23 protein-coding genes are annotated in these 21,771 nt (G+C 62.6%); 8 read left to right on the plus strand and 15 right to left on the minus strand.

Features of this window, described 5'->3' with window-relative positions:
• Positions 1-90: 90 nt before the first annotated feature.
• Genes DAES_RS14205 through DAES_RS14220 form a run of 4 tightly spaced genes read right to left on the minus strand, consistent with a single transcriptional unit; the run spans position 91 to position 3,836 of the window.
• Complete coding sequence (locus tag DAES_RS14205; RefSeq protein ID WP_013515729.1) at positions 91-1,122, minus strand: tetratricopeptide repeat protein; 1,032 nt, start codon at positions 1,120-1,122, stop codon at positions 91-93.
• A gap of 34 nt (positions 1,123-1,156) precedes the next feature.
• On the minus strand, positions 1,157-2,218 hold the full coding sequence (locus DAES_RS14210) for a tetratricopeptide repeat protein (protein WP_013515730.1): 1,062 nt from the start codon (positions 2,216-2,218) through the stop codon (positions 1,157-1,159).
• A 22-nt stretch (positions 2,219-2,240) separates the two neighbouring features.
• Positions 2,241-2,837 carry a hypothetical protein gene (locus tag DAES_RS14215; protein ID WP_013515731.1) on the minus strand — a complete coding sequence of 199 codons (597 nt, stop codon included), beginning with the start codon at positions 2,835-2,837 and terminating at the stop codon, positions 2,241-2,243.
• A 15-nt stretch (positions 2,838-2,852) separates the two neighbouring features.
• Positions 2,853-3,836, minus strand: a complete 984-nt coding sequence (locus DAES_RS14220; protein WP_236608415.1) for a tetratricopeptide repeat protein — start codon at positions 3,834-3,836, stop codon at positions 2,853-2,855.
• A 457-nt stretch (positions 3,837-4,293) separates the two neighbouring features.
• On the opposite strand from DAES_RS14220, the gene DAES_RS14225 reads away from it, so the two are divergent.
• The 3 genes from DAES_RS14225 (at position 4,294) to DAES_RS14235 (ending at position 5,916) form a co-directional block, all read left to right on the plus strand.
• Positions 4,294-4,539, plus strand: a complete 246-nt coding sequence (locus tag DAES_RS14225) for an FmdB family zinc ribbon protein (RefSeq protein ID WP_013515733.1) — start codon at positions 4,294-4,296, stop codon at positions 4,537-4,539.
• A 50-nt stretch (positions 4,540-4,589) separates the two neighbouring features.
• Positions 4,590-5,522 (plus strand): hydroxymethylbilane synthase, encoded by a 933-nt coding sequence (hemC, locus tag DAES_RS14230; RefSeq protein WP_013515734.1) that lies wholly within the window; start codon positions 4,590-4,592, stop codon positions 5,520-5,522.
• A 196-nt stretch (positions 5,523-5,718) separates the two neighbouring features.
• Positions 5,719-5,916: a hypothetical protein gene (locus tag DAES_RS14235; RefSeq protein WP_013515735.1), complete on the plus strand. Its 198-nt coding sequence runs from the start codon at positions 5,719-5,721 to the stop codon at positions 5,914-5,916.
• A gap of 100 nt (positions 5,917-6,016) precedes the next feature.
• Here the strand turns inward: DAES_RS14235 and cobT are convergent, their stop codons facing one another.
• Positions 6,017-7,087 carry a nicotinate-nucleotide--dimethylbenzimidazole phosphoribosyltransferase gene (gene cobT / locus DAES_RS14240; protein ID WP_013515736.1) on the minus strand — a complete coding sequence of 357 codons (1,071 nt, stop codon included), beginning with the start codon at positions 7,085-7,087 and terminating at the stop codon, positions 6,017-6,019.
• A 160-nt stretch (positions 7,088-7,247) separates the two neighbouring features.
• On the opposite strand from cobT, the gene DAES_RS14245 reads away from it, so the two are divergent.
• The 3 genes from DAES_RS14245 to DAES_RS14255 all read left to right on the plus strand — a co-directional run bounded on the left by DAES_RS14245 (position 7,248) and on the right by DAES_RS14255 (position 9,540).
• Positions 7,248-8,081, plus strand: a complete 834-nt coding sequence (locus DAES_RS14245) for a WcbI family polysaccharide biosynthesis putative acetyltransferase (protein WP_013515737.1) — start codon at positions 7,248-7,250, stop codon at positions 8,079-8,081.
• Positions 8,071-9,063 (plus strand): glycosyltransferase family protein, encoded by a 993-nt coding sequence (locus DAES_RS14250; RefSeq protein ID WP_013515738.1) that lies wholly within the window; start codon positions 8,071-8,073, stop codon positions 9,061-9,063. The genes DAES_RS14245 and DAES_RS14250 overlap by 11 nt, the downstream gene beginning before the upstream one ends.
• Before the next feature lie 93 nt (positions 9,064-9,156).
• Positions 9,157-9,540: a hypothetical protein gene (locus DAES_RS14255; RefSeq protein ID WP_013515739.1), complete on the plus strand. Its 384-nt coding sequence runs from the start codon at positions 9,157-9,159 to the stop codon at positions 9,538-9,540.
• A 77-nt stretch (positions 9,541-9,617) separates the two neighbouring features.
• Here the strand turns inward: DAES_RS14255 and DAES_RS14260 are convergent, their stop codons facing one another.
• The 3 genes from DAES_RS14260 to pyrR are packed head-to-tail and all read right to left on the minus strand — an operon-like array spanning position 9,618 to position 11,315.
• Positions 9,618-10,235: a hypothetical protein gene (locus DAES_RS14260; RefSeq protein WP_013515740.1), complete on the minus strand. Its 618-nt coding sequence runs from the start codon at positions 10,233-10,235 to the stop codon at positions 9,618-9,620.
• Positions 10,232-10,768: a homoserine kinase gene (thrB, locus tag DAES_RS14265; protein ID WP_013515741.1), complete on the minus strand. Its 537-nt coding sequence runs from the start codon at positions 10,766-10,768 to the stop codon at positions 10,232-10,234. The genes DAES_RS14260 and thrB overlap by 4 nt, the downstream gene beginning before the upstream one ends.
• 7 nt (positions 10,769-10,775) lie before the next feature.
• Positions 10,776-11,315: a bifunctional pyr operon transcriptional regulator/uracil phosphoribosyltransferase PyrR gene (gene pyrR / locus DAES_RS14270; protein WP_013515742.1), complete on the minus strand. Its 540-nt coding sequence runs from the start codon at positions 11,313-11,315 to the stop codon at positions 10,776-10,778.
• Between the two features lie 162 nt (positions 11,316-11,477).
• Here pyrR and DAES_RS18000 point away from each other — a divergent pair, with 162 nt between their 5' ends.
• Both DAES_RS18000 and DAES_RS14280 read left to right on the plus strand, forming a co-directional pair.
• Positions 11,478-11,801: an IscA/HesB family protein gene (locus tag DAES_RS18000; protein WP_013515743.1), complete on the plus strand. Its 324-nt coding sequence runs from the start codon at positions 11,478-11,480 to the stop codon at positions 11,799-11,801.
• 126 nt (positions 11,802-11,927) lie between these two features.
• Entirely contained in the window at positions 11,928-12,260 is a 333-nt protein-coding gene (locus tag DAES_RS14280) for an IscA/HesB family protein (RefSeq protein WP_013515744.1), read from the plus strand.
• A 145-nt stretch (positions 12,261-12,405) separates the two neighbouring features.
• On the opposite strand, the gene DAES_RS14285 is transcribed toward DAES_RS14280, so the two are convergent.
• The 7 genes from DAES_RS14285 to DAES_RS14310 all read right to left on the minus strand — a co-directional run bounded on the left by DAES_RS14285 (position 12,406) and on the right by DAES_RS14310 (position 21,771).
• A complete protein-coding gene (locus DAES_RS14285) occupies positions 12,406-13,644 on the minus strand; it encodes a phenylacetate--CoA ligase family protein (protein ID WP_013515745.1) in 1,239 nt (412 codons plus the stop codon).
• A 360-nt stretch (positions 13,645-14,004) separates the two neighbouring features.
• Entirely contained in the window at positions 14,005-14,820 is an 816-nt protein-coding gene (locus DAES_RS14290) for an ABC transporter ATP-binding protein (RefSeq protein ID WP_013515746.1), read from the minus strand.
• 351 nt (positions 14,821-15,171) lie between these two features.
• The gene (locus DAES_RS17695) at positions 15,172-16,434 is read right to left on the minus strand and encodes a hypothetical protein (RefSeq protein ID WP_013515747.1); all 1,263 of its coding nucleotides are present in this window, start codon (positions 16,432-16,434) and stop codon (positions 15,172-15,174) included.
• A 143-nt stretch (positions 16,435-16,577) separates the two neighbouring features.
• Positions 16,578-17,834 (minus strand): ABC transporter substrate-binding protein, encoded by a 1,257-nt coding sequence (locus tag DAES_RS14295; protein ID WP_013515748.1) that lies wholly within the window; start codon positions 17,832-17,834, stop codon positions 16,578-16,580.
• Positions 17,835-17,923: 89 nt separating this feature from the next.
• On the minus strand, positions 17,924-18,970 hold the full coding sequence (locus tag DAES_RS14300; RefSeq protein WP_013515749.1) for a branched-chain amino acid ABC transporter permease: 1,047 nt from the start codon (positions 18,968-18,970) through the stop codon (positions 17,924-17,926).
• Positions 18,971-18,972: 2 nt separating this feature from the next.
• Positions 18,973-19,860: a branched-chain amino acid ABC transporter permease gene (locus DAES_RS14305; protein ID WP_013515750.1), complete on the minus strand. Its 888-nt coding sequence runs from the start codon at positions 19,858-19,860 to the stop codon at positions 18,973-18,975.
• A complete protein-coding gene (locus DAES_RS14310; RefSeq protein ID WP_013515751.1) occupies positions 19,861-21,771 on the minus strand; it encodes an AMP-binding protein in 1,911 nt (636 codons plus the stop codon).

Raw genomic sequence — 21,771 nt, forward strand, 5'->3', positions numbered from 1 at the left:
CCACCAGAAACAGGCACAAGGGGTGCGCCGACTGGTCGGCGCACCCCTTTTCCGTTGCAATAGCATTGCGGTCAGGCCGCGACAGGCCTGTCAGATGTCGAACTTCAGGTCCTCGCGGGAGACGCCTGTTCCGGCTTGATTTCCCGAGTCCGAGGCTGGCTCGATATCGGTCGGTCCGGTCCCGGCTCTGGCCCGGCCAGATTCCAGGGTCTCGGCCCCGCTGCCGTCGCTGGCGGGCAGGGTGGGCCGCTCGGCGCGCATGAGCCCGGCCAGCCCCACGGCGAGGTCGTCCGGTATGGGCGGCTTGTTGTACTGCTCGCGCAGGCTGTCGTTGTTGGCCAGCTCGACTATCAATTCGCCGAGCTGGCTGGTGGCCGCCAGGCCGGGGTTGAGGGAGCGGCTCCTGCCGATGGCATCGATGCACTCCGCCCAGTGGCCGCGCTCGTAGTTGGTGCGGGCCAGGTTGTAATAAAGGTGTTCGTCATCCTCCACGAATTCCAGGGCCTTGGCATAATATGCCGAGGCCTCCTCGAACAGTCCGTTCTTGCGCAGGGCAATGCCGAACTCGTTGAACAGGTGCTGGTCCTTGCCCGTGAAGGTGGAGCGGATCTTGAGCAGCTCGCGCATGGTGTCGCGCGCCTTGTCCAGGTCGTTCAGAGCCAGGGCGATGAGGCCGAGGTTGAACAGGGCGCGGACGTTCCCCTCGTCCAGGCCCAGGGCGCGGCCAAAGCTGTCCTGCGCGCTGTAGAGCTTGCCCTTGGCGCGCTGTTCCGTGCCTTCGTCAAGATACTCCTGAAGCAGCTCAAGGGCCGGGATCGTGTTGCCCTCGAAAAACTCCACCTCGGGCGTGTAGTTGGCGACCAACTCCTTGAGGGTGACGACCACCTCGTCCCCGCTTGGCACATGGTGGGAGTTGATCCGGCGCAGGGAAAAGCGTTCCTCGTCCAGCTCCTCCACATACCAGTAGATTCTGCTCAAATGCTTGCGCGTGGTCGTGCCAGTACCCACACGCAACTCATCCAGGGCGGAAAAAACGCACCTGACGCTCCCGCCCGCGTCACTGATCCGGGCCAGATCGCTCGTGCCCGCTTCCGGCTTAACCGCGCCGGTCTTTTTGCTCATGGGGCCAAACGCTCCTTGTTTTCGTCCCGTGGGATCATTTTGCACCCTCCGGCCTGTCCGATTGCCTGTCCGGCGCGGCGCGCCCGCCCGCGTCTGTCGCGTCAGCCGCCCCTGAGACCGGCACCGGGCCAATACCCATGCGCGCCCGGCCCCGCTCCATGTCGAAGACCACCACTTCCTCGTCCAGAACCAGGGTACCGGTCTGCGCAGCCAGCAGGTTCCTGGCCCGGCCAGCCACCTCCGGCGGCACCGGAGGCTTGCCGTACCGCTCCAGCAGCCGCTCATCATCGGCCAGCCCCACGATGACCCGGAAAAGCTCGCGGGCCACGGGCAGGTCGGGATTGAGCCTGTTGGAGACGATGAGCGCCTCAAGGCACCCCTCCCAGTCGCCCTTCTCGTAGCGGGTGCGCGCAAGGTTGTAAAACAGGTTCTCGTCATCCTTGACGTAATCCAGGGCGCGCCGATAGTAGGCGCTGGCCTCGTCAAACAGGCCGGATTTGCGCAGCCCGATGCCGAACTCGTTGAACAGGTGCTGGTTCTTGCCGTCAAAGGCGGCCTTGACATCCACCAGTTCCGAAAGGACCATCCGGGCGCGCGAATACTCGCGGCGGTTCAGGAAGATAAGCCCCAGGCCGTACAGGGCGCGGACGTTGCGCTCCTCGATGGTCCTGGCCCTGGCATACTGCATCTCCGCGCTGTAAAGGCGCCCGTGGGCACGCTCGCGGTCGCCCTGGTCAAGGATCTTTTCGAGATCCTTCATGGCCGGAAGAACCACATCCTCGTAATAGGCGAGGCGGGGGGTGAACTCGTTGAGCAGCCGGCGCAGGGAGATGGCCTCCGCGTTGCCGGCGGGCACGTTCTTGGCGTTGATCTTGCGCGCCTCGAACAGGTCGTCCTCCACCTGCTCCACATACCAGTAGAGGGTGCTCTCATGACGCTGGGCCATGGCGCTCTGGCCGAGCTTGACAATGGACGTGGAGGAAAAGACACACCGAATCGCGCCATCGCCGGGCAGAAAATCCCAACCCGATACCGTCTTCTTGGCTTCAGCCCCGGCGGTTCCCGCCAAGCCAGTCTTCCCCGATCCCTGGTTCATGGCTCCCCATCATGCAACCTGTTCAACCCGAAACATGAAACACATGCTCAAGGCGCGTGAACTCCTGGTCCCCGCCCAGAGTCCTGCGCTTGCCACGCACGCCCTGCCAGACGACATCCAGGGCCAGATCAAAGGCGCTGCTGCGCGCCAGGAGCGGACCAAGGCTGTCAAAGACAAGGGTCACGTCCTCCTGGGTGCGAAATTCCACGTCATCCCAGCGAAAGAGCATCGCGCTTTCGCGCTTGGCCCAGAACACGGCGAGCATGTCCTTGAGCTTACAGTCTTTCATCAGATCCTGCGGGTGTAAAGCCCTGTTTTTGGCCGCGACCATGGTCAGAGGCACATGCTCCCCGCCGTAGAATGCCTCGAGCCCGAACCGGGAGTCGTGCATGGCAAACCCACGCGCATGGTAGAGTTCCCGGATGGGGTGGCCCAGGGTATGGGCCACTTCGCCCATTTTCCGCTTGGCGTTGCGGCCCAGGGCTATATCCCTGACGATGTTGTTCCACTTGGCCGGGCCATAGGCCTTGATCGCGGCCTTGACAGCGGCCCTGCCAAGGTGCAGCCCGCTCACGCTGTAAAATGTGCCGAACAGGCTCACCTCAAGCCGCTTGCCCACAGCCCACTCCAGTCATCACTTCTCCTGTTCCAGTTCCATCATCAGTGATGACGACGACAGCCGTCCATCCACCCCGGCGGGGCTGATCTCTATGGTCATCTCGTCGGCCCCCGGCTCAATGCCCGCGCATCGTCCGGCCTTTCGGGCCACCGCGTCCGGGACCGGCGGCTTGCCGTAGCGCGCCCGCAGGTCATCGTTGCCAGCCAGGGCCACCGCGACCTTGCACAGGTTCAGGGAGTGGTCGTGGTCGGGCTTGATCGAGAGGGAGCGGGCCGCGAACTCGACACTGTGCTCCCAGTCGTTCTTCTCGTAGAAGGCGCGGGCAAGATTGTAATAGAGGTTCTCATCCGCCTCGGTCAACTCCACTGCGCGCGAGTAGTATTGCACCGCCTCGTCAAAAAGCCCGCTCTTGCGCAGTTGGATGCCGAACTCGTTGAACAAGTGCTTGTGCTCCTCGGAAAATGCCGCGTGCAGGCCGAGCAGCTGTTCGAAGACGGTGCGCGAATTTTTCTTGTCGCTGCGCCCCAGATAGACCAGCCCAAGGCCGAAGATGGCCCGCACGTTGGTCTCGTCCACGTCCAGCGCCTTGGCGTACTCCATCTCGGCAGAGAGCGGCTCGCCCTTTTCGCGGTGTTTGTCGCCCTTGACGATGGTCTTTTTCAAGGCGATCATTGCAGGTTCCACGCGGGTGTTGTGGATCTCCACCTCGGGCGTGTAGCTGGTCAGCAACGCTTCCTGGTCGATGATCCTCTCGTCGCCCACAGGCACGAACTGGGGATTGATCTTGCGCACCCCGAACTGGTCGAACCCGCACTGCTGCACATACCACAACAGCTTGCTGCGCTGCTTTTTGGCCGTGGTGCCGGTGCCCACCTTGATCTCGGACACAGTGGAAAACACGCACTTCAGCGGCTCGTCCGGGTTGTCGAGCCCGGTGCAACCCCGCCTTGCGTCAGCCGTGCGGCCATCCGCGCCGGTATGTATCCGTGCATCCTCCATAAAAACCCCGCAAGAGACGGCTCCGCCCGGAAACTGCCTCCCTGAACTCATTACGCATGTATGGGATTTCAGATTGTTTTCCGCCCTTCAAAAGATACCTCAAACAGGTGTTCAAGGCAATGCCATCATGCGCCCGAGGGTGTTCACTCTTTTTCGCGCCATGACTGGACAAGTGGCGCACGGGCATTACCTTGACAGAACGTTGAAAATAGCATTCTCGCAGGCTGTTCAAAAATGTTCGAGTGCAAGGCGCGAATAAAGGTCAAGGACGAAGCGTACTTCTAGTACGTGAGGGTTTGACCTTTTTGAAGCAACGCAGCAATCGGACGTTTTTCAACAGCCTGTTGACGGGAAGCGGACGGCCCGGCGTTGCCAGCCAAGTCCTTTTCAGCTATGCAGACCTCCTGCCTGGCGGTCGCAACGCCCGGCCACGAACACTCAAGCATCGGAGCATGCCATGCCCATATTCGAATACCAGTGCGACGACTGCGGCAACGAATTCGAGGAACTCGTCTTTGACAGGGACGAATGCCCGCCCTGCCCCAAGTGCGCCTCCGCAAAGACCAGCAAGCTCATGAGCGCGGTGCGCTCAAAGGTCGGCGGTGCCAGCCCGGATTCGGGCAGCGACTCCGCCCCGGCCCCGGCTGCGTCCTCCAGCGGCTGCGCGGGCTGCTCCGGCGGCAACTGCTCCAGCTGCCATTGACCGCCCGACCCGCTGCACTTCACCCACGACACGCAAAAGGCTCCCACCGCATGAAACAGCTCACTATTGCCACCCGAGGCAGCGCGCTCGCCCTCTGGCAGGCCAATCACATCAAGGACCGCCTTGAGGCCGAGCATCCCGGCCTGACCGTCCACCTGCTCAAGATCAAGACCAAGGGCGACAAGATTCTCGACGTTCCGCTGGCAAAGGTCGGCGGCAAGGGGCTTTTCGTCAAGGAGATCGAGGAGGCGCTCCTGGATGGCCGCGCCCAGCTGGCGGTCCACTCCATGAAGGACGTGCCCACCGAGCTGCCCGAGGGGCTTGAGGTGGGCGTCATCCCCGAGCGCGAGGCGTCCACGGACTCCCTGCTCTCGGTCAAGTACGAAGGACTGGCCGGACTGCCGCGCGGAGCCGTGGTTGGCACTTCGAGCCTGCGCCGCCAGTCCCAGCTCGCCACCCTGCGGCCCGACCTGAAGATCGAATCCCTGCGCGGCAACCTCGACACCCGCGTCAGGAAGCTCCTGGCCGGCGAATTCGACGCCATCGTGGTGGCCACTGCGGGCCTCAACCGGCTCGAACTGACCGCGCCCAAGCATGAGATCCTCGGCCCGCCCGACTTCCTGCCCGCCGTGGCTCAGGGCGCGCTGGGCATCGAATACCACTCGGCCAATGCCGAGGTGGCGGCCATGCTCCAATTCCTGAACCACGAGCCGAGCAAGCGGCAGGTGCTGGCTGAACGCGGCTTTCTGACCGGCCTTGACGGCGGCTGCCAGGTGCCCATCGCGGCCTGGTCGGTCATCGACGGCGAGCGGCTGCGCCTGACCGGTTTCGTGGCCGACGTGGACGGCTCGCGCCCCATCCGCATGACCGCCGAAGGCCCTGTGGACAACGCCTGGGACATTGGCGCGGCCCTGGCCGAAAAGGTGCTGGCCGCAGGCGGCAAGGCGATCCTCGACGAGGTTTATGCCCGCGAGGGACGCTAGCGCACAAGGCCGCAAGGCAGACCCCTTCGTCAAAACGATAGCCAGGACAGCGACGGCAATGACAAAAAAGCATGAAATAAAAGTGGTTGGGAACAGAACGCCAAGCGCTCCGGCGCGTCCCCTAAAGTTCCATCGACATGCTCCGATAAGAACTGCAAGAGTGCTTTTCAACACCCCATGCAAGGAGGTACGGATCATGGATATCGGAGGACTCGGAGTGCAAAACACAAGTCTGGCGGATCAGGTCAAGAGCATCAGCAAGGTCAAGCTGCAACGGCAGGTCATGGAGAACCCGGAAATGGCCCGCGAGCTGGTCAAGGTCGAAGCCACCGGCACCTACAACGCCAAGGGCGATGTCATCCAGGCGGTCTCCAGTGATCTTGGCGACGCATAACAAGGCCGCAGCCTGCGGCACGCATAAGGGATAGGCCGGACGACGAATCGTCCGGCCTATCCCTTTTGTGCGCCAGGGCCGCCAGCCAGCTCCGCCTCTTCTACTCCGTTGACGCCGACACCCCTGCGTCGGCAAAGGTCGCCATTTTCGTATACATGTCCGCCGCGCTCCTGACGAGGTACATGGCGCAGGCCGCGCCCGTGCCCTCGCCCAGGCGGAAGCCGAGATCGAGCAGGGGTTTGAGGCCAAGCGCCCTGACCGCCTCGGCGTGGCCCGGCTCGGCAGAGGCGTGGCTGATGACGCAGTAGTCGGCCACCGCGGGGCAGAGCTTGAAGGCGGCCACATAGGCGACGGTGGAGATGAAGCCGTCCACGCAGACCAACTGACGGTTCCTGGCACCGCCCAGGATCAGCCCGGCCAGGGTCGCTATCTCCAGCCCGCCGAGCGCGGCCAGCACGGCCAGCGGGTCGCCGGATTCCACGGCCTCGCGGTTGACGGCCAGCCCGCGCCGGACCACCTCCGCCTTTTTCGCCACCTCGGCCTTGCCCAGGCCGGTGCCAGGGCCGGTCACGGCCTGCGGGTCCAGGCCCAGATAGGCGCAGTACAGGGCGGTGGAGGGCGTGGTGTTGGAGATGCCCATGTCGCCGGTGCCCAGCACCCGGACCCCGTCGGCCAGGGCGCGGTCGGCCAGGGACACGCCGAGCATGAGCGCGCGCAGGCACTGCGCTTCGGTCATGGCCGGACCCTTGGCCAGATTGGCCGTGCCCGGCGCGATCTTGGCCTGGATCAGCCGGGGATGCTCGTCGTAGCCGCCGCCGCACGATCCGGCATCGACCACGTAGAGCTGCGCCCCGGCAGTGGCGGCCAGCACGTTGATGCCAGCCCCGCCGCGCAGGAAGTTGAGCACCATCTGCCGGGTGACCTCCTGGGGAAACAGGCTCACGCCCTCCTCGTTGACGCCGTGATCCCCGGCCACGGTGTAGATGCGCATGGGGTCTGCCTGGGGCGGCTCCCCGCCCTGGATGAGAAAGAGCTGCAAGGCCAGCTCCTCAAGGCGGCCCAGGCTGCCTTTGGGCTTGGTCAGGTTGTCGATGTGGGCCTGACCGCGCCCGGTCAGGGAGCGGTCCAGGGGACGGATGGCGGCCAGGGCCGCCTGCAAATCTGTGCGCATCATATCCTCGCTTGCATGATTGTCGGATGGTCCCGGTGGGATACACCCCAGCCGCCCCACTGTAAACCGCCCAGCCGGACGCCCCTTGAAGCGCAGGGGTATCCGTGCTATCGGTCACAGGCGTACTTTCGCAGGAAAAATCAACCGGTTCCGGGGCGTCATGACCAAAGAACTCTGCATCGTCCACGCCAACTGCCAGGGGGAACCGCTCGTGGAGCGGCTCCTGACCAGCCCGGAGTTCGCCGCCCGGTTCGAGTGCGAACTGCACACCAACTACACCCGCCAGCCCGTGCCCGTGGAGCGGCTGGACCGGTGCGCCCTCTTCCTCCATCAGCACCTCGGCCCCGAATGGGGCGACCTGGCCTCGGCCTCGCTGCTCCAACGGCTGCCCCAGGCAGCGGCCAGCCTGTGCGTGCCCAACATGTTCTTCAAGGGATACTGGCCGACCTGGAGCGGACGCAAGGGGTTTGACTTCCGGTGCGAGCACCTTGACGAATGCATCGCCATGGGGTTGCCACCCGAGGAGACCGTGCTGTTCTTCCTGCACTCAGACCCCGGCGAGCGGTACGACCTGCTCGATCTGGTCAGCCGGACCCTGGCCCAGGAACGCGAGCGCGAGGCCCGCACGCCGGTCAAGTACCTGGACCTGATCATCGACAACTACCGGGACACCCGGCTCTTCAACACCGTCAACCACCCTGGCCGGATGCTCATGGACCACGCGGCCAGGGGCGTGCTGGCCCAACTCGGGCTGGCTGGTCCGGACGCGGATGCCCTGGCCCGGCTCAACGCCCCGTTTGCCGATTTCGAGCAGCCCGTCAATCCGAGGGTGGCCCGGTTTTTCGGCTGGGATTTCGCCAGAGCCGACACCGAGTACCGGATCTACGGCAGGCGCATGACCTTTGCCAGGTACGCGGTCAACTACGTCATGGCCGCCAGGACCGGGGTGAGCGACTTCATCGGCTTCCTCCAGGGGGACTCCGTTGCCCTCTAGAACCATCGCCTGGGTGGGCGGCATCTACTTTCGCGACTCCTTCGCGGCCCTGGGCCACACTGTCATCCACATCCCCATGGAACACCCGGAAATCCTTGACTGGGAAGCGCTGGTGCACCGGGCCGGATGCGTGCCCGACGTTGTGTTCTACGCCGACCGCAGTCTGCCGCCCCCGTTTGTCGGGGTGGAGCGGTTCCCCTGCCTGACCGCCTTCTACGCCATCGATTCGCACATCCACACCTGGTATCCCCTCTACGCCCAGGGGTTCGACCTGGCAGCGGTCAGCCTGCGCGACCACCTGCCCCGGTTCCGGCAGCGGCTGCGCGACGGGCAGGTGCTCTGGCTGCCGCCCTATCCCCTGCGCAACGAACACCCCCCGGCCAGCCCGCCCAAAAAGGAATGGGACCTGCTCTTTGCAGGCAAGGTGGACCCCGCGACCACGCCCGGACGCCACGCCATGCTCAGGGAGATCCGGGCGCGCTTTCCCGGCCTTGTGGTGCGCCAGGGCGAGTTTGCGGACCTCTTTCCCCGCGCCAGGGTGGTGCTCAACATCGCCGAGCAGGGCGACCTCAACTTCCGCGTCTTCGAGGCCCTGGCCTGCGGCGCATGCCTGCTCACGCCCGAGGTGGGCCACGGCCAGTCCCTGCTCTTCACCGAGGGGGTTCACCTGACCACCTACCCGCCGCACGACGTGGACCGGCTGGTGGAACTGGCCTGCGCCCTGCTCGACGACCCCGCACGCTGCGAGGCCATGGGCCGGGCCGGCAGCGCCGAGATCGACGCCCACCACAGGGCGCATCACCGCGCCCGCGCCCTGGCCGACGCCCTGGACGCGATGCCGCCTGACACGGTGGCCGCCCGGTTGGCCCGCGCCGACGCCATCCGCGCCAGATACCTCCGCCTCGTCTACCTGCACTGGGCCGAGGCCTGCGACGACCCGGTCCGGCGCGCCCGCTACCTGGCCGCTGGCAGCGGCGCCTAGTCACGCCCACCGAGCAAACCTCGCTCCACCCCCTTCAGCAAACCGCGCCCATGGCCGATAGGATGGATGGACACACGCCACGGAGGGCGAGCCATGCATATCGACACAGTTTTTCCCATGCCGGGCGGACTTGCACCGGACATGCCCCAGTCCGAGGCCCGCGAGGCGGATTTGGCCGAAAACAGACAGGCCGAAAACGCCCCCCTGCGGCCCACGGGCGACCTCGCGGCCTTCTCGCCCGAGGCGATCCGCGCCTTCCGGGAGAGCGTCATCGAGCCCATCAAGAACGGCACCTTTTCCCTGCGCCAGATCGAGAGCCGCATCAGCACGGTCCGGGCCGAGATCGTCCAGGTCTGGAACTCGGCCCTGCCTGACGACGAGAAGTTCCGCATCATCAGCTCGCGCGAGAACGAGATCGCCCTGCTCCAGGCCGGGCAGTTCGCCTTTGCCAAGGCCGGGTTTTCCATGACCGCCTGACGCAGGCTCCCAGAGCCACCAGCAACAAGGCCGCCCGAATCGCTTCGGGCGGCCTTGTTGCCGTATGGACAGTGCGGCTACCTGAGCCTGGGCGGGCCGAGCACGATCATCTCGGCGATGGTGTGGTCCACCTTGGGCAGGCTGCGCAGAGCGTTGCCCACGAACTGCATCTCCAGGGCGGCCAGCTCCCTGTAGAGGGGGGTGCGGTCCACCACGGGAATCTTCCCGCCCTCGGCCTTGAGTCCCTCTGTCAGCCCCTGGCAGCGCTGGCAGCCGGGGAAGACCACCCGACGGCCATCGGGCCGGACCAGTTCGTTGGGCACGCCGTGCATGCGGCAGATCATCAGCCGGTGGTCGTAGAGCCCGCAAATGCCCTGCTTCTGGTCCGCGAGGTTGAGAGGACACATGATGCGGGGCCTCAGCCCGCGACTCAGGGCATTCTGGGCCTGCTCCACATAGTCGCGTGCCCGAATGCGGATCTCTTCCAGCCGCTCGGGCGGCAGGGCGGCAAGCCCCTCCCACAGGTAGGCCCACTCCACATGGGTGTGATGCTGGAAAAAGCTCAGGCAACAGTTGTCCGGGCAGCCGTCGCAGGTCAGGCCAATGGACCCGGCGGTCTCGCCATAGCGGTCCACCATGGCCGAATAGATGGCGGCCAGCTTGCGGAACGCGCCCTTGGGAGTCAGTTTTTTCATGCAAAGTCGATGTGTTGAAGAATTGAATCCACACACGCCTCAGGCGTTTCCCGGTCCGTGCGGACCACGATGTCGGCCACGGCGCGATAGAGCGGTTGCCGCCGGGCGTAGAGGTCGCGCAGGGTCTCGCCCGGCGCAATGGCCAGCCCCCGGTTGCCGCCGTCGCCCACCCGGTCGAGAAAGGTCTGCTCGTCGATGTCCAGCAGCACCACCGGGCCGAGGGATTTGAGCCGCTCCATGGCGGGCGCGCTGTAGATGACGCTGCCGCCCGTGGAGATGATGGTCCGGGTCAAGGAGAGCTGGCTGACCAGATACCCCTCGATGCGCAGGAACTCCTCAAGGCCGAAATGGTCCATGATCGTTTGCAAGGGCAGGCCATAATAGGCCTCCAGGTGGCGGTCGGTATCGAGCTGGCACCAGCCCAGCCGGGCGGCAAGCACCTGGCCCAGGGTGGATTTGCCAGCCCCGGCCATGCCTACCAGGGTGATGCACGGCTTGAGCACCGCATCTCGCTCAACAGCGGAAAATCCCATGACCAGGTCAGCTCCGGACAAGACAGACACGGTCTTCGTCGTCGCGCTCGACCACCATGACGTTGACATGCTCATCGCCCAGGGTATCGAGCTTCTTGCCCACATAGTCGGCCTGGATGGGCAGTTCGCGATGCCCCCTGTCCACCAGGACCAGCAGCTCCACGCGCCGGGGCCTGCCGTAGTCGAGGATAGCCTCCAGGGCCGCGCGGGTGGTGCGCCCGGAGTAGAGCACATCGTCCACCAGCACGACGGACGCGCCCTCGATGTCAAAACCTATCTCGGAACAGTTGATGGTGGGCGCAAGCTCCAGGTTGGTGGTCCAGTCGTCGCGGTAGAGGTTGATGTCGAGCTTGCCCAGGGGAATCTTGCGCCCCAGCCGCTCGTCGAGCCGTCGCTTGAGCCGCTCGGCAAGGTCCGCCCCGCGCCGCTGGACGCCGATGATGACCAGCCGCTCGTCCTCGCCGCGGCGCTCAAAGACCTCGAGGGCCAGCCGCTCCAGGGTTCTGTCCATATCCCGCGCGTTCAGGATGGTGCCGCATTCTTTCATCTCGTGCCTCGCTTGCCCGTGGGACGTGTTGCAACGTCTGAAATTATCCCATCAATCACGGGGGGTCAACAGCCACGCCGGATTCCCCCCTTTTTTTGCGTTTGACAAAGCGCATCTTTGATCTTACCTCTTCCTTTCCCGACCATCGAACAGGAGGCACCAATGCTTGATGTAACAGACGCCGCCAAGAAGCAGCTCGAAGGCTACTTCAGCGACAAGACCCCTTCCCCCATCCGCGTGTATCTCGCGGAGGGCGGTTGAGCAGGCCCTCGCCTGACCCTGGCTCTGGACGAGCCTAACGAAAAAGACGAAGTATTCGAGACGGACGGATTCACCTTTTTGATCGACAAGGGCCTCAAAACCCAGACCGGCGCGGTAAAGATCGACATGACCTACTACGGTTTCGTCGTCGAGTCCGAGAACCCGGTCGGCGGCGGCAGCAGTTGCAGCACCGGCGGGTGCAGCAGCGGCTCCTGCTCCTGCTAGATCAGTCCGACCGACCGTTGACAAAGCGGCGTCTCGTTATGGGACGCCGTTTTTTTTCACCTAGCCACTGGACAAGCAATGGTTACTAGTTACAATAAGCGAAACCCAACCAACACAGGAGATGCCATGATCACCGTAACCGAATCCGCCCAGAAGGAACTGACCACCTACTTTGAGGGCAAGAAAATCGAACCCATCCGATTGCATCTGGCCGACGGCGGCTGCTCCGGCCCCCGCCTCTCCCTGGCCCTGGACGAAGTGCGCGACGGCGACAAGTCCGTGGAGCAGGGCGCGTTCACCTTCCTGATCCAGGAAGAACTGGCCGAGGCCGCAGGTGCCATCACCATAGACATGTCCCAGTACGGCTTCCAGATCGCCTCGGAAAACCCCATGGGCGGCGTCTCCGGCTGCGGCTGCTCCTCCGGTGGCGGCTGCTCCTCGGGAAGCTGCGGCTGCTAGAGCCGATCCACACCACCCAAAACGCAAGGCCGACAGGGAGTTCTCTCCCTGTCGGCCTTGCGTTTTGTCGGCCCCAATCAAAAGGGGCGACGCTCCTGGCGCCGCCCCATCCGATGAGGACCGCAATCCCGGACGAGAGCCGGGGTTAACCGAAAGTCCTTTCGTCCACGAGTCTTGGCGCGTCCGCCGGGAGCGTGCCCGGCCTGACCACCTCGACCACGGGTCTGAGCTTCATTGTGGCCTGGAAATCAGCGGCAAAGGCGTCTGCATCGATTTCCACCGCTGTTTCCAGTAGCACGACAAGGGCGTCTCGTCCACCCGGATTCCTCACCCTGATCTGCCACGCACACACATCGGGATACCGGGCGCACACACCCCCGGCCTGACCCGGATAGATGAACTGCCCCTTGACCTTGGCCGTGTCGTCGGCCCGCCCCTTCCAACCCGTCAGCCTGCGCGCCGTGCGCCCGCAGCCGCACTTCGAAACGTCAATGGACGACAAATCCCCCGTGGCCAGCCGCACCAGCGGATACTCGGTGAAGAACGGGGTGACCACCACCTCGCCCACCTCGCCGTCGGCCACGGGCTCACCCGTGGCCGGGTCGCAAATCTCCACATGCCGGAAGTTGGACAAATGCATGCCGCCAAGCTCCATGCACTCGTAGGCGATGCAGCCCACGTCCGCCGTGCCGTACCCCTGGCGCACCGTGATGCCGAACATCTCCTCCACCTCGCGCCGCAGGCTCTCGGGCAGCGGCTCGGCAGCCACATACGCCTTCTTGAGCCGAAAATCCCGCGCCAGATCATACCCCATGGCCACCGCCTTCTCGCCGATCACCTTGAGATAGCTGGCCATGCCCACAAAGGCCGTCACCGGCAGCCGGGTCATGAACTCGACCTGCTTCTCGGTATTGCCCGGCCCGGCCGGAATCACGGCGCACCCGATGGCCCGCAGCGGCTGCTCCAGCATCAGCCCCGCCGGAGTCATGTGGTAGGAAAAAGTCATCTGCGCCAGATCACCGGGCCGGAACCCGGCAGCAAAGAACCCCTCGGCCCACGCCCAGTAATCCGGCTCCGCGCCCTCGGGATCAAATATCGGCCCCGGCGACTGGTAGATCCGCCCAAGCCGCCCCGGCTCGCACCCCAGGAACCACTCAAGGCCATGCTCGGCCTGCAACCCGATGATCTCCCGCTTCCTGAGCACCGGGATCCTGCCGAAATCCTCAAACCCCTTGAAATCCTTGGCGCACGCCCCAAGGCCCTCCAGCCGCGCCCGAAACTCGCCCGACGACCGCTCGGCCTCAAGCAGCACCTCGCGCACCGCCTTCCACTTGCGCTTCATCCGCTTCTCGCGCGGCTCGGTCTCATACTCGTGATAATACATAGAAGGATGCCTCCGGCGGCCAGAGAACCTTTTGAAAAAGGTTCTCTGGACTCTCCAAAACTTTTTGGCTCTCCGCCGCCTGGAAGAACCCAGGACAACCTGGTCATTGACGGCGGCGAAGATGGCGTTGATCTTCAACAGTCAACCCCAGCTTACGACAACTCCAAAAAAAGCTCCACCATGACCGACTCTTTTTCATCCAGGCCCAGCCCCTCTGCTCACCCCCCGCCCCACCCACAAAACGTTTAGGGGAAAGGAGGGGTTGGGGGTCTGGGGGAAGGGGAGGAAAACTCCCTTTTCGCAAAGGGGGTTTTCCTCCCCTTCCTCCAGCCGCCGGAGGCACCGCCCCCACACCCGCGGCTATCCCAGCCAGCGTTTTCTCCGGCGGTAGTGCTTCACGTCGCGGTAGCTGCGCCGGTCGCCGGAGTGTCCCATGCCGAGGTAGAATTCCTGCACGTCCGGGTTGTGCAGCAGGTCGGCGGCCTTGCCTTCCATGACCACACGGCCATTTTCCATGATGTATGCCTGCCCGGCCACGGACAGGGCGGCCCTGGCGTTCTGCTCCACAAGCAGCACGGTTACGCCTTCGGCGGAATTGATTTTCTTGATGATCTCGAAAATTTCCTCGACCAGGAGCGGAGCCAGGCCAAGGGACGGCTCGTCCAGGAGCAGCAGCTGGGGCCGGGCCATGATGGCGCGGCCAATGGCGCACATCTGCTGCTCGCCGCCGGACATGTAGCCCGCGAGCTGCTTGCGCCGCTCGCGGAGCCTCGGAAAGTAGTCGTAGACCTTTTCCAGCCCCCCGGCGATCTCGGAGCGCGGGCGGGTGAACGCGCCGCAGCGCAGGTTTTCCTCCACGGTCAGATCCTCGAAGATGCGGCGGCCCTCCATGACCTGAAAGATACCCTTGCGCACGATCTTTTCCGGGATCAGGTGCTGGATGGGCTCGCCCTGATAGAGAACCGACCCGTCCGTGACCTCGCCGTCCTCGCATTCGAGCAGGCCGGAGATCGCCTTGAGCGTGGTGGACTTGCCCGCGCCGTTGGCCCCGAGCAGGGCCGTGATCTCGCCGCGCGGGCAGGCCAGGGAAAGCCCCTTGAGCACCAGCACCACGTCGTTGTAGACCACTTCGAGGTTCTCGACCTTGAGAATATCGTTCACTGTGCCTCCGGCCATGTGGTTTGCCTCCGGCGGCCAGAGAACCTTTTCGAAAAAGGTTCTCTGGACTCTCCAAAACTTTTTGGCTCTCCGCCGCCAGGCTGGGCTGGGAGAACCAAGCGACGGAGAGCGGCGGAGATGGCGTAGATGCTCGAAAAAGCGAGCTTTTTATTGTTGTTTCGCACAAAGGGCCGCTCAACGCGGACATGCGCCCCTCTACGCCGCCATCAAACTCTCCCAAATTTCCTGCCCTTCCTGGCGGTGGAGCCCCAAAAAGTTTGGGAGCAACGGGCCGAGGCGACATAATTTCTTTCCCGGTGCTAAAAACAGAAGGATTCCCCAACTAATTTAGCGACGCAGCACTTACTGCTATTCATCATTTTGGATAAATTTATGGTACTCATCAATTAAGCATTCTGTTTTGGTAACTTCGGATGATAAGGTATAAAGTTCATTTTCCATTTGTGGTACACTTCCCCAATTTTTAACAGTACGCTTCCCGAGGCTCTGTATCGTTTTGTGGAAAAAACACCGCCATTTTGTGTTAAACGAACGATCATATTTTCTTTTTTTCAAGTAGTATTTGAGCCGCATGTAGTTGAGAACTCGAAATTTTGCCAGACATGCAATGTCAATCCATAGCTTGTTCAATAGGATTAGCGCCATCTCGCACTCGCCTTCTTTGAATCGATCTTTTTCATTATTAGCTGTCGAGTACAGGTCACTTTCATCGAAGAGCGGTTTTTTGTTATTAAAAAACTTTTTAGACACAGAGTTATTGGTATCTTCATATTTCTTCATGAACTCAATTCGTTCAGTTCTGGAGAACAGTCTTTTATTGCCGGTTATTCCTATTGCTTCATTGATTGTTTTTAAAGTCACCCACAGAAATGACGATTCAAAATGAAAGTTGTAGTTTTTGGGGCCATTGATTTTGTAAAAAGAGGCCATCTTCCGGGCGAGTTCTATAAATCTACCGTCGAGACTAACGTTTACTGTTTTCTCAGGGATAGTAAATTCTGGATCCCACTGTAGCCCACCGGCAGAAATAAAATCATTAAATATTGACCCACTCTCAAAGGCACCGCGTTCATAAACTCTTACAACTAGTTTATCTTGGGGTCTAAGATGATCACTCATGATGTTTAGCCAGCGTGAATACTCATAGACTTTCGTGGTTTGTCCGTAATCAAATATCATATAATCATCAGATGGAGACGGGTTAAATTTTCTAAACTCCCCGTGCACGATGTTCTGTCCGTACAATGATTCATAATGGAGATCTTGTCGACGTATGTATACTATAATTGTGATGGGATTTTCAGGAAGTAGTTTGGTCAAATCCAATACAAACTCCGGGCGTTCTTCAACAATGTTTGAAAAACTTTCATTGCTGTACATGACGCTGCTATGTTGCAATGATAATTTTATAGGCTTCCAAAGTTCTTCGACAGGAACGGTGGCGTCCTCTCGGTTTCGGTAAATGGGCCAAGCCATATACAGCCTTGTTGGATTAATTATGTAGTTTACGCGTTGTCGCTTCAAGATATTTGTATTTATTTCCAGAAAACTCTGAATGGCAGTGGTCCCTGTTTTTTGCAGTCCAACATGAAGAATCAATCTGTTTTCCATGATTGTTATTCCTTATTCTTGGCAAGGCAGTATTACCATCGTTTCTCTTTTCCTCTAAACAACCTATTGCCTAGACAAAATAAAGAAAGGCGGTCCGGGGGGAAACTTTTCCAAAAGTTTCCCCCCGGTTCATCATGCAACTTTTAATGCCCCAGCCAGTCGGCGCGGCGTTCGAGGATTTCCTCTTTGACAAAGGTGAGCTTCCCGTCCTTGAAGGTATAGAGGAACACGGCCATGTTCGGGCGGTGATCATCCGGGAAGAAGGAGATGAGCGGTGCCAGTCCCATGGGGTCGAAGTCGCGCAGGGTTTCGGCTGCGATCTTGATGGATTCGCCGGTGACAGGGCCATTGGCGGCAGCCCGCTTCATGCATTCGGCCATGGTCAGAACAGAGACGAAACCGCGCGTGAAGTGTGTCATCTGCGGCTTGCCTTCGGTCAGCTGTTCAATGGCCTTCATGCCCGGCACGTCCATGCCGTAGACTGCCGCGGCCTGGTTGGAGTACGAGCCGTCGGCGTCGGCCCCGGCCAGCATGGAGAGGGTTTCGTCAGATCCCCAGATGTTGGTGAAGAACACGGTGGTCATGCCGATGTTCTTGGCAGACTTGAGGATGACCGAGGTGGACGGGGTGGTGCCGCCGATCCAGCAGAAGTCGGGGGCCTTGTCCTTGAGGGGCAGCAGTTCGGTGGTGGCGTCGATGGCGTTGAGGGCCACGTTGACCTCGCCCACGATCTCGTAGCCGATCTCGGCGGCGTACTGCTTGCCTGCCTGAATGGGGGCCAGCCCGTAGGGGTGGTCGGGATAAATGAAGGCGACCTTGGGTGCGCGCTCCTGGGTCCACTGAGAGCGGAAGTGCATCAGGGCGGCCCGCAGCTGGGTCGAGTAGTCGGCGGAGGTGAAGAAGTTGTAGGGGGCGGTCCTCGGATCGGTCAGGTGGGCCGAGTAGGAGGCCGAGAAGTTGGGGATCATGTCCTTGGCCAGGGTACGGACCAGGGCCTCGGTCACTGCCGAGCCGAATCCCTGGATGCAGACCACCTTGTCGGTGTTGACCATCTTCTTGTAGAGCGAGAGGCCCTGCTGGACGTTGTAGGCGGTGTCCTGCAGATCAAATGAGAGCATGCGGCCATTGATGCCGCCGTTGTCGTTGACGTACTTGACGGCGGCCTTGATGCCATCTGCATAGGGTACGCCCACGGACGAGGTGGGGCCGGAGAGGTCGATGAGCCCGCCGACCCTGATGGGCGAGGTGTCGGGCGAGGCGTCTGACGGCGCGGCTTCAGTTGCGGTTTCGGTTGCGGTTTCGGTTTTCGCCGGTTTTTCTTCCCCGCCTCCGCAGCCAAGCAGCATCAGCCCGGCAAAAAGCGTGATGCATGCTGCGGTTATGATTGTACCTATCCTCATGTCGTAAACTCCTCAAGGATTGAAGGTTGTCGCGCTCCGCCCCATCCCGGGCCGGTCGCGGTCGCTATGTTCACCCGCCGTGTGCGGGATTAATGGGCGAACGGATAGAGCTTCCAGTACGCCTTGACCAGCCGCCAGCGGTTGACCAGCCCCTCGGGCTCGAAGATCAGGAACAGGATCAGCACCAGGCCGAACACGCCCTCGCGCAGGGCCACCAGATGCTGGGCGATATCCGGGAGAAACCCGCCCAGGCCGTTTGCCAGCACGTTGAGCGCCTCGGGCAGCAGGACGATGAACACGGCCCCGAAGACCGAGCCGAGCACGCTGCCCATGCCGCCGATGATGATCATGGCCAGGTACGAGATGGACAGGCCGATGTTGAACTGCTCCGCCGAGATGTAGCCGGTGTAGTGGCCCCACAGCCCCCCGGCCACCCCGGCCAGGAAAGAACTGACGCCAAAAGCCACGAGCTTGTACCAGAAGAGGTTGACGCCCACGATCTCAGCCGAGAGGTGGAAGTCGCGGATGGAGACAAAGGCCCGGCCATACTTGGTGCGCATGATGTTGGAGACCAGGAGCAGCGCGCACGCGGCAAAGAAGAAAAGCAGGTAGTACATCCTGGCCTCGGAGTCGAAGGCAAAGCCGAGGATGCGCGGCGGTTCTAGGAGCAGGCCGCTTGAGCCGCCGGTGAGCGCGCCGCCATGCAGGAAAACATATTCGAGCACGAGCTGGGCGGCCAGGGTGGCGATGGCCAGGTAGATGCCCTTGAGCCGCAGGGACGGGATGCCGAAGACCATGCCGACCATGGCCGTGATCAGCCCGCCGGCGAGGATGGCCATGGGGAAGGGAACGCCGTGCAGGGAACACTGCCCCGCAGCATAGGCGCCCACGCCGATGAATGCGCCGTGGCCGAGCGATATCTGGCCGCACACGCCGGTGAGCAGGTTGAGGCCCACCGCGCCGATGACCGAGATGAAGATGAGGTTCATGATGGAGGTGTGGTGGATGCTGAGCGCCATCGGGGCGGCCAGGAGCGCGACCACGAACAGGCCGACCATGAGCTTCTGGAATCCGCTCTGGAATATCTGCGCCTCGGCGCGATAGGAGGTGAAGAAGAGTCCGCATTTGCCCTGCATGGCTAGACCCTCTCGATTTCCTTGGTTCCGAACAGTCCGTAGGGCTTGATCATCAGGATGACCACCAGGATGATGAAGGCCGCCACCTCGCGGAACCCGCCCAGGCCGAGCAGCTGCCGGGCCGCGCCGTCGCAGACGTTTTCGAGCACGCCGATGATCAGGCCGCCCAGGGCCGCGCCCAGGAGCGAGTCGAGCCCGCCCAGAATGACTGCGGGAAAGACCTTGAGCCCCAGGTGGCCGAGGTGGGAGTTGATGCCGTTGATGTTGCCCAGGATGACGCCGCCCACGGCGGAGACCACGCAGGCGATGCACCAGCTCATGGCAAAGATGTTCTTGATGCCGATGCCCATGGACTGGGCCGCCTGCTGGTCAAAGGCCGTGGCCCGCATGGCCACGCCGGTACGCGAATATTTGAAAAAGACCGAGAAGATGGCGAAAAGCACGGCGGACAGGGCAAAGGCGGCCAGATAGACCGGGGCCACGGGCAGTCCGGCAATGACCACCGGCTCGGCGGGCAGCACCTGGGGGTAGACCCTGATCTGGGTGCCCCAGAAAAGCTGGACCAGCGACTTGAGCACCGAGCTCATGCCCACGGTGACCATGATCACCGAGATGTGCGCCTCGCCGATGAGGGGCCGCAGGACCACGCGCTCAATGACCAGCCCAAGGAGCACCGAGAAGACCAGGGTGAGCAGGAAGGCCCACAGGAACGGGATGTTGAACTGGACCGTGAGGGCGAAACAGATGTAGGCCCCGGCCATGACCAGCTCGCCCTGGGCGAAGTTGACCACCTTGGTGGCCTTGTAGATGACCACAAAGCCCAGGGCCACCAGCGAGTAGATGCCGCCGACCACAAGCCCGTTGATGAACAGTTGCAGGTAATATTCCACTTACGCCTCCATGTCCTCGATGCGGATGGTGCCGCACATCTCGCGCACCCGGCCATCCTGATAGGTTATCTCGGTTTGCAGATTCAGGACGCAGACATCGGTGTAGAGCGCCTCGATGAGCTGCCCGTAGCGCTCGCCGATGGTGGAGCGGCGCACCTTGCGCGTGCGCGTCAGTTCGCCGTCGTCCGCGTCCAGCTCCTTGTAGAGCAGGCAGAAGCGCCGGATACGGGTCTCCTTGGGCAGCATCTCGTTGGTCCGGGCCACCTCGTCGCGGATCAGGGCATAGACCTCGTCCTTGGCCGCCAGATCCTGGTAGGTGGTGTAGGTGATCATCCGGCTCTCGGCCCAGTGGCCCACGATGTCCATGTCAATGCACAGGATGGCGGCGATGCAGTCGCGCCCGTTGCCCAGGATCACGGCCTCGCGCAGATAGGGCGAAAACTTGACCTTGTTTTCAAGGAACTGGGGCGAGAAGCGCGTGCCGTCCTTGAGGAGCATGACATCCTTGAGCCGGTCGATGACCACCAGCCGCCCGTTGTCGTCGAAGTACCCGGCGTCGCCCGAAAGCAGCCAGCCGTCGCGCAGGGTCTCGCGGGTGGCCTCCTCGTTGCGGTAGTAGCCGAGGAAGACCGCCGGGCTGCGCGAGATGATCTCGCCGGTGTCGGTGATGCGCACCTCGGTCTCGGGGATGGGCGCGCCCACGGAGGTGAAGTCCACCGCGCCCTCCTGATGGATGCAGGAGATGCCCGCGATCTCGGTCTGGCCGTAGATCTGCTTGAGCTTGACGCCCAGGGCGTGGAAGAAGCGGAAGGTGTCCGGTCCGAGCGCAGCCCCACCCGTGGTGGCGCTGCGCATGCGCGAGAAGCCGAGACGGTCGCGCAGGGCGCGGAACAGCCCCTGGTCGGCGATGAAATACTTGAACTTGAGCCACGGGCCGGGCTCGCGCCCCTCGAACAGGGCGTCGGCGTACTCGTAGCCAATGGGCAGCAGCCGGTTGTAGAGGAACCGCTTCAGCGGCGTGGTCTCCATGATGTCGCCGCGCACCTTGGCCGCGACGGATTCCCAAACGCGCGGCGGCGAGAAGACCAGATGCGGCCCGATCTCGCGCGAGTCGGCCCTGGCCGTGTCCGGCTCCTCGGGAAAGTTGACGCAGAACCCGAACATCAGGGCCGAGGCCACGGCCATCATCTGCTCGCCCATCCAGGCCAGGGGCAGGAAGGAGACGAACTCGTCGGTGGGGTGCTTGGGGTCGGCCAGGCCGAGGTTGTGGGCCATGGAGAGCAGGTTGGCGTGGGAGAGCATGGCCAGCTTGGGACGGCCCGTGGTGCCCGAGGTGGTGGCGATGAGCGCGGGATCGGTCTCACGGGTGGAACCGGCCCAGAGGGCGTAGCGGTCCGCCGCGTCGGCGTGCCTCTCGCGGCCCAGGCGGCGCACGGCCTTGAAGTCGATCAGGCCGGGGACCGATTCCTCGTAGGCGGCCAGTCCCCGGGTGTCGTGATAGACAATGTGTTCAAGGTGCGGCAGGTTGCCTCTGAAGGAAAGAATCTTGTCCACCTGCTCCTGGTCCTCGGCCACCACGAGGCGGCATTCGGTCAGGGCGAAGATGTATTCGATCTCGTCGGCCGGGGAGTCCTGGTACAGACCGAGCGCCACACCGCCCAGCCCCTGGATGGCCAGCTCGGCCCAGATCCACTCGGGCCGGTTGTCGCCGATGAGGATGACGATGTCGCCCCGGCCAAGGCCCAGGGCGTCGAGCCCGCAGGCGAACTCCGCCGTGATGCGGAGAGAATCGCGCCAGGAGACGGCCTGCCAGACGCCCCATTCCTTTTCGCGCAGGGCAGGCTTGTCGGCGCGCTCCCCTGCCTGGCGCACGAGCAGCTTGGGCAACGTGGTCTTGTAACGCTTTGTCAT

It is taken from the genome of Pseudodesulfovibrio aespoeensis Aspo-2 (assembly GCF_000176915.2).
GTDB classification, from domain to species: Bacteria; Desulfobacterota; Desulfovibrionia; order Desulfovibrionales; family Desulfovibrionaceae; genus Pseudodesulfovibrio; species Pseudodesulfovibrio aespoeensis.

Bases quoted from the DNA above. Each gene is read 5' to 3' on its own strand.
- DAES_RS14260 (WP_013515740.1), bottom strand. From the start codon at position 10,235: ATGAAAAAACTGACTCCCAAGGGCGCGTTCCGCAAGCTGGCCGCCATC.
- pyrR (WP_013515742.1), bottom strand. From the start codon at position 11,315: ATGAAAGAATGCGGCACCATCCTGAACGCGCGGGATATGGACAGAACC.
- hemC (WP_013515734.1), top strand. From the start codon at position 4,590: ATGAAACAGCTCACTATTGCCACCCGAGGCAGCGCGCTCGCCCTCTGG.
- DAES_RS14245 (WP_013515737.1), top strand. From the start codon at position 7,248: ATGACCAAAGAACTCTGCATCGTCCACGCCAACTGCCAGGGGGAACCG.
- DAES_RS14210 (WP_013515730.1), bottom strand. From the start codon at position 2,218: ATGAACCAGGGATCGGGGAAGACTGGCTTGGCGGGAACCGCCGGGGCT.
- DAES_RS14290 (WP_013515746.1), bottom strand. From the start codon at position 14,820: ATGGCCGGAGGCACAGTGAACGATATTCTCAAGGTCGAGAACCTCGAA.
- DAES_RS14285 (WP_013515745.1), bottom strand. From the start codon at position 13,644: ATGTATTATCACGAGTATGAGACCGAGCCGCGCGAGAAGCGGATGAAG.
- DAES_RS14295 (WP_013515748.1), bottom strand. From the start codon at position 17,834: ATGAGGATAGGTACAATCATAACCGCAGCATGCATCACGCTTTTTGCC.
- DAES_RS14255 (WP_013515739.1), top strand. From the start codon at position 9,157: ATGCATATCGACACAGTTTTTCCCATGCCGGGCGGACTTGCACCGGAC.
- DAES_RS14300 (WP_013515749.1), bottom strand. From the start codon at position 18,970: ATGCAGGGCAAATGCGGACTCTTCTTCACCTCCTATCGCGCCGAGGCG.
- DAES_RS14220 (WP_236608415.1), bottom strand. From the start codon at position 3,836: ATGGAGGATGCACGGATACATACCGGCGCGGATGGCCGCACGGCTGAC.
- cobT (WP_013515736.1), bottom strand. From the start codon at position 7,087: ATGCGCACAGATTTGCAGGCGGCCCTGGCCGCCATCCGTCCCCTGGAC.
- DAES_RS14225 (WP_013515733.1), top strand. From the start codon at position 4,294: ATGCCCATATTCGAATACCAGTGCGACGACTGCGGCAACGAATTCGAG.
- thrB (WP_013515741.1), bottom strand. From the start codon at position 10,768: ATGGGATTTTCCGCTGTTGAGCGAGATGCGGTGCTCAAGCCGTGCATC.
- DAES_RS14235 (WP_013515735.1), top strand. From the start codon at position 5,719: ATGGATATCGGAGGACTCGGAGTGCAAAACACAAGTCTGGCGGATCAG.
- DAES_RS14310 (WP_013515751.1), bottom strand. From the start codon at position 21,771: ATGACAAAGCGTTACAAGACCACGTTGCCCAAGCTGCTCGTGCGCCAG.
- DAES_RS14280 (WP_013515744.1), top strand. From the start codon at position 11,928: ATGATCACCGTAACCGAATCCGCCCAGAAGGAACTGACCACCTACTTT.
- DAES_RS17695 (WP_013515747.1), bottom strand. From the start codon at position 16,434: ATGGAAAACAGATTGATTCTTCATGTTGGACTGCAAAAAACAGGGACC.
- DAES_RS14205 (WP_013515729.1), bottom strand. From the start codon at position 1,122: ATGAGCAAAAAGACCGGCGCGGTTAAGCCGGAAGCGGGCACGAGCGAT.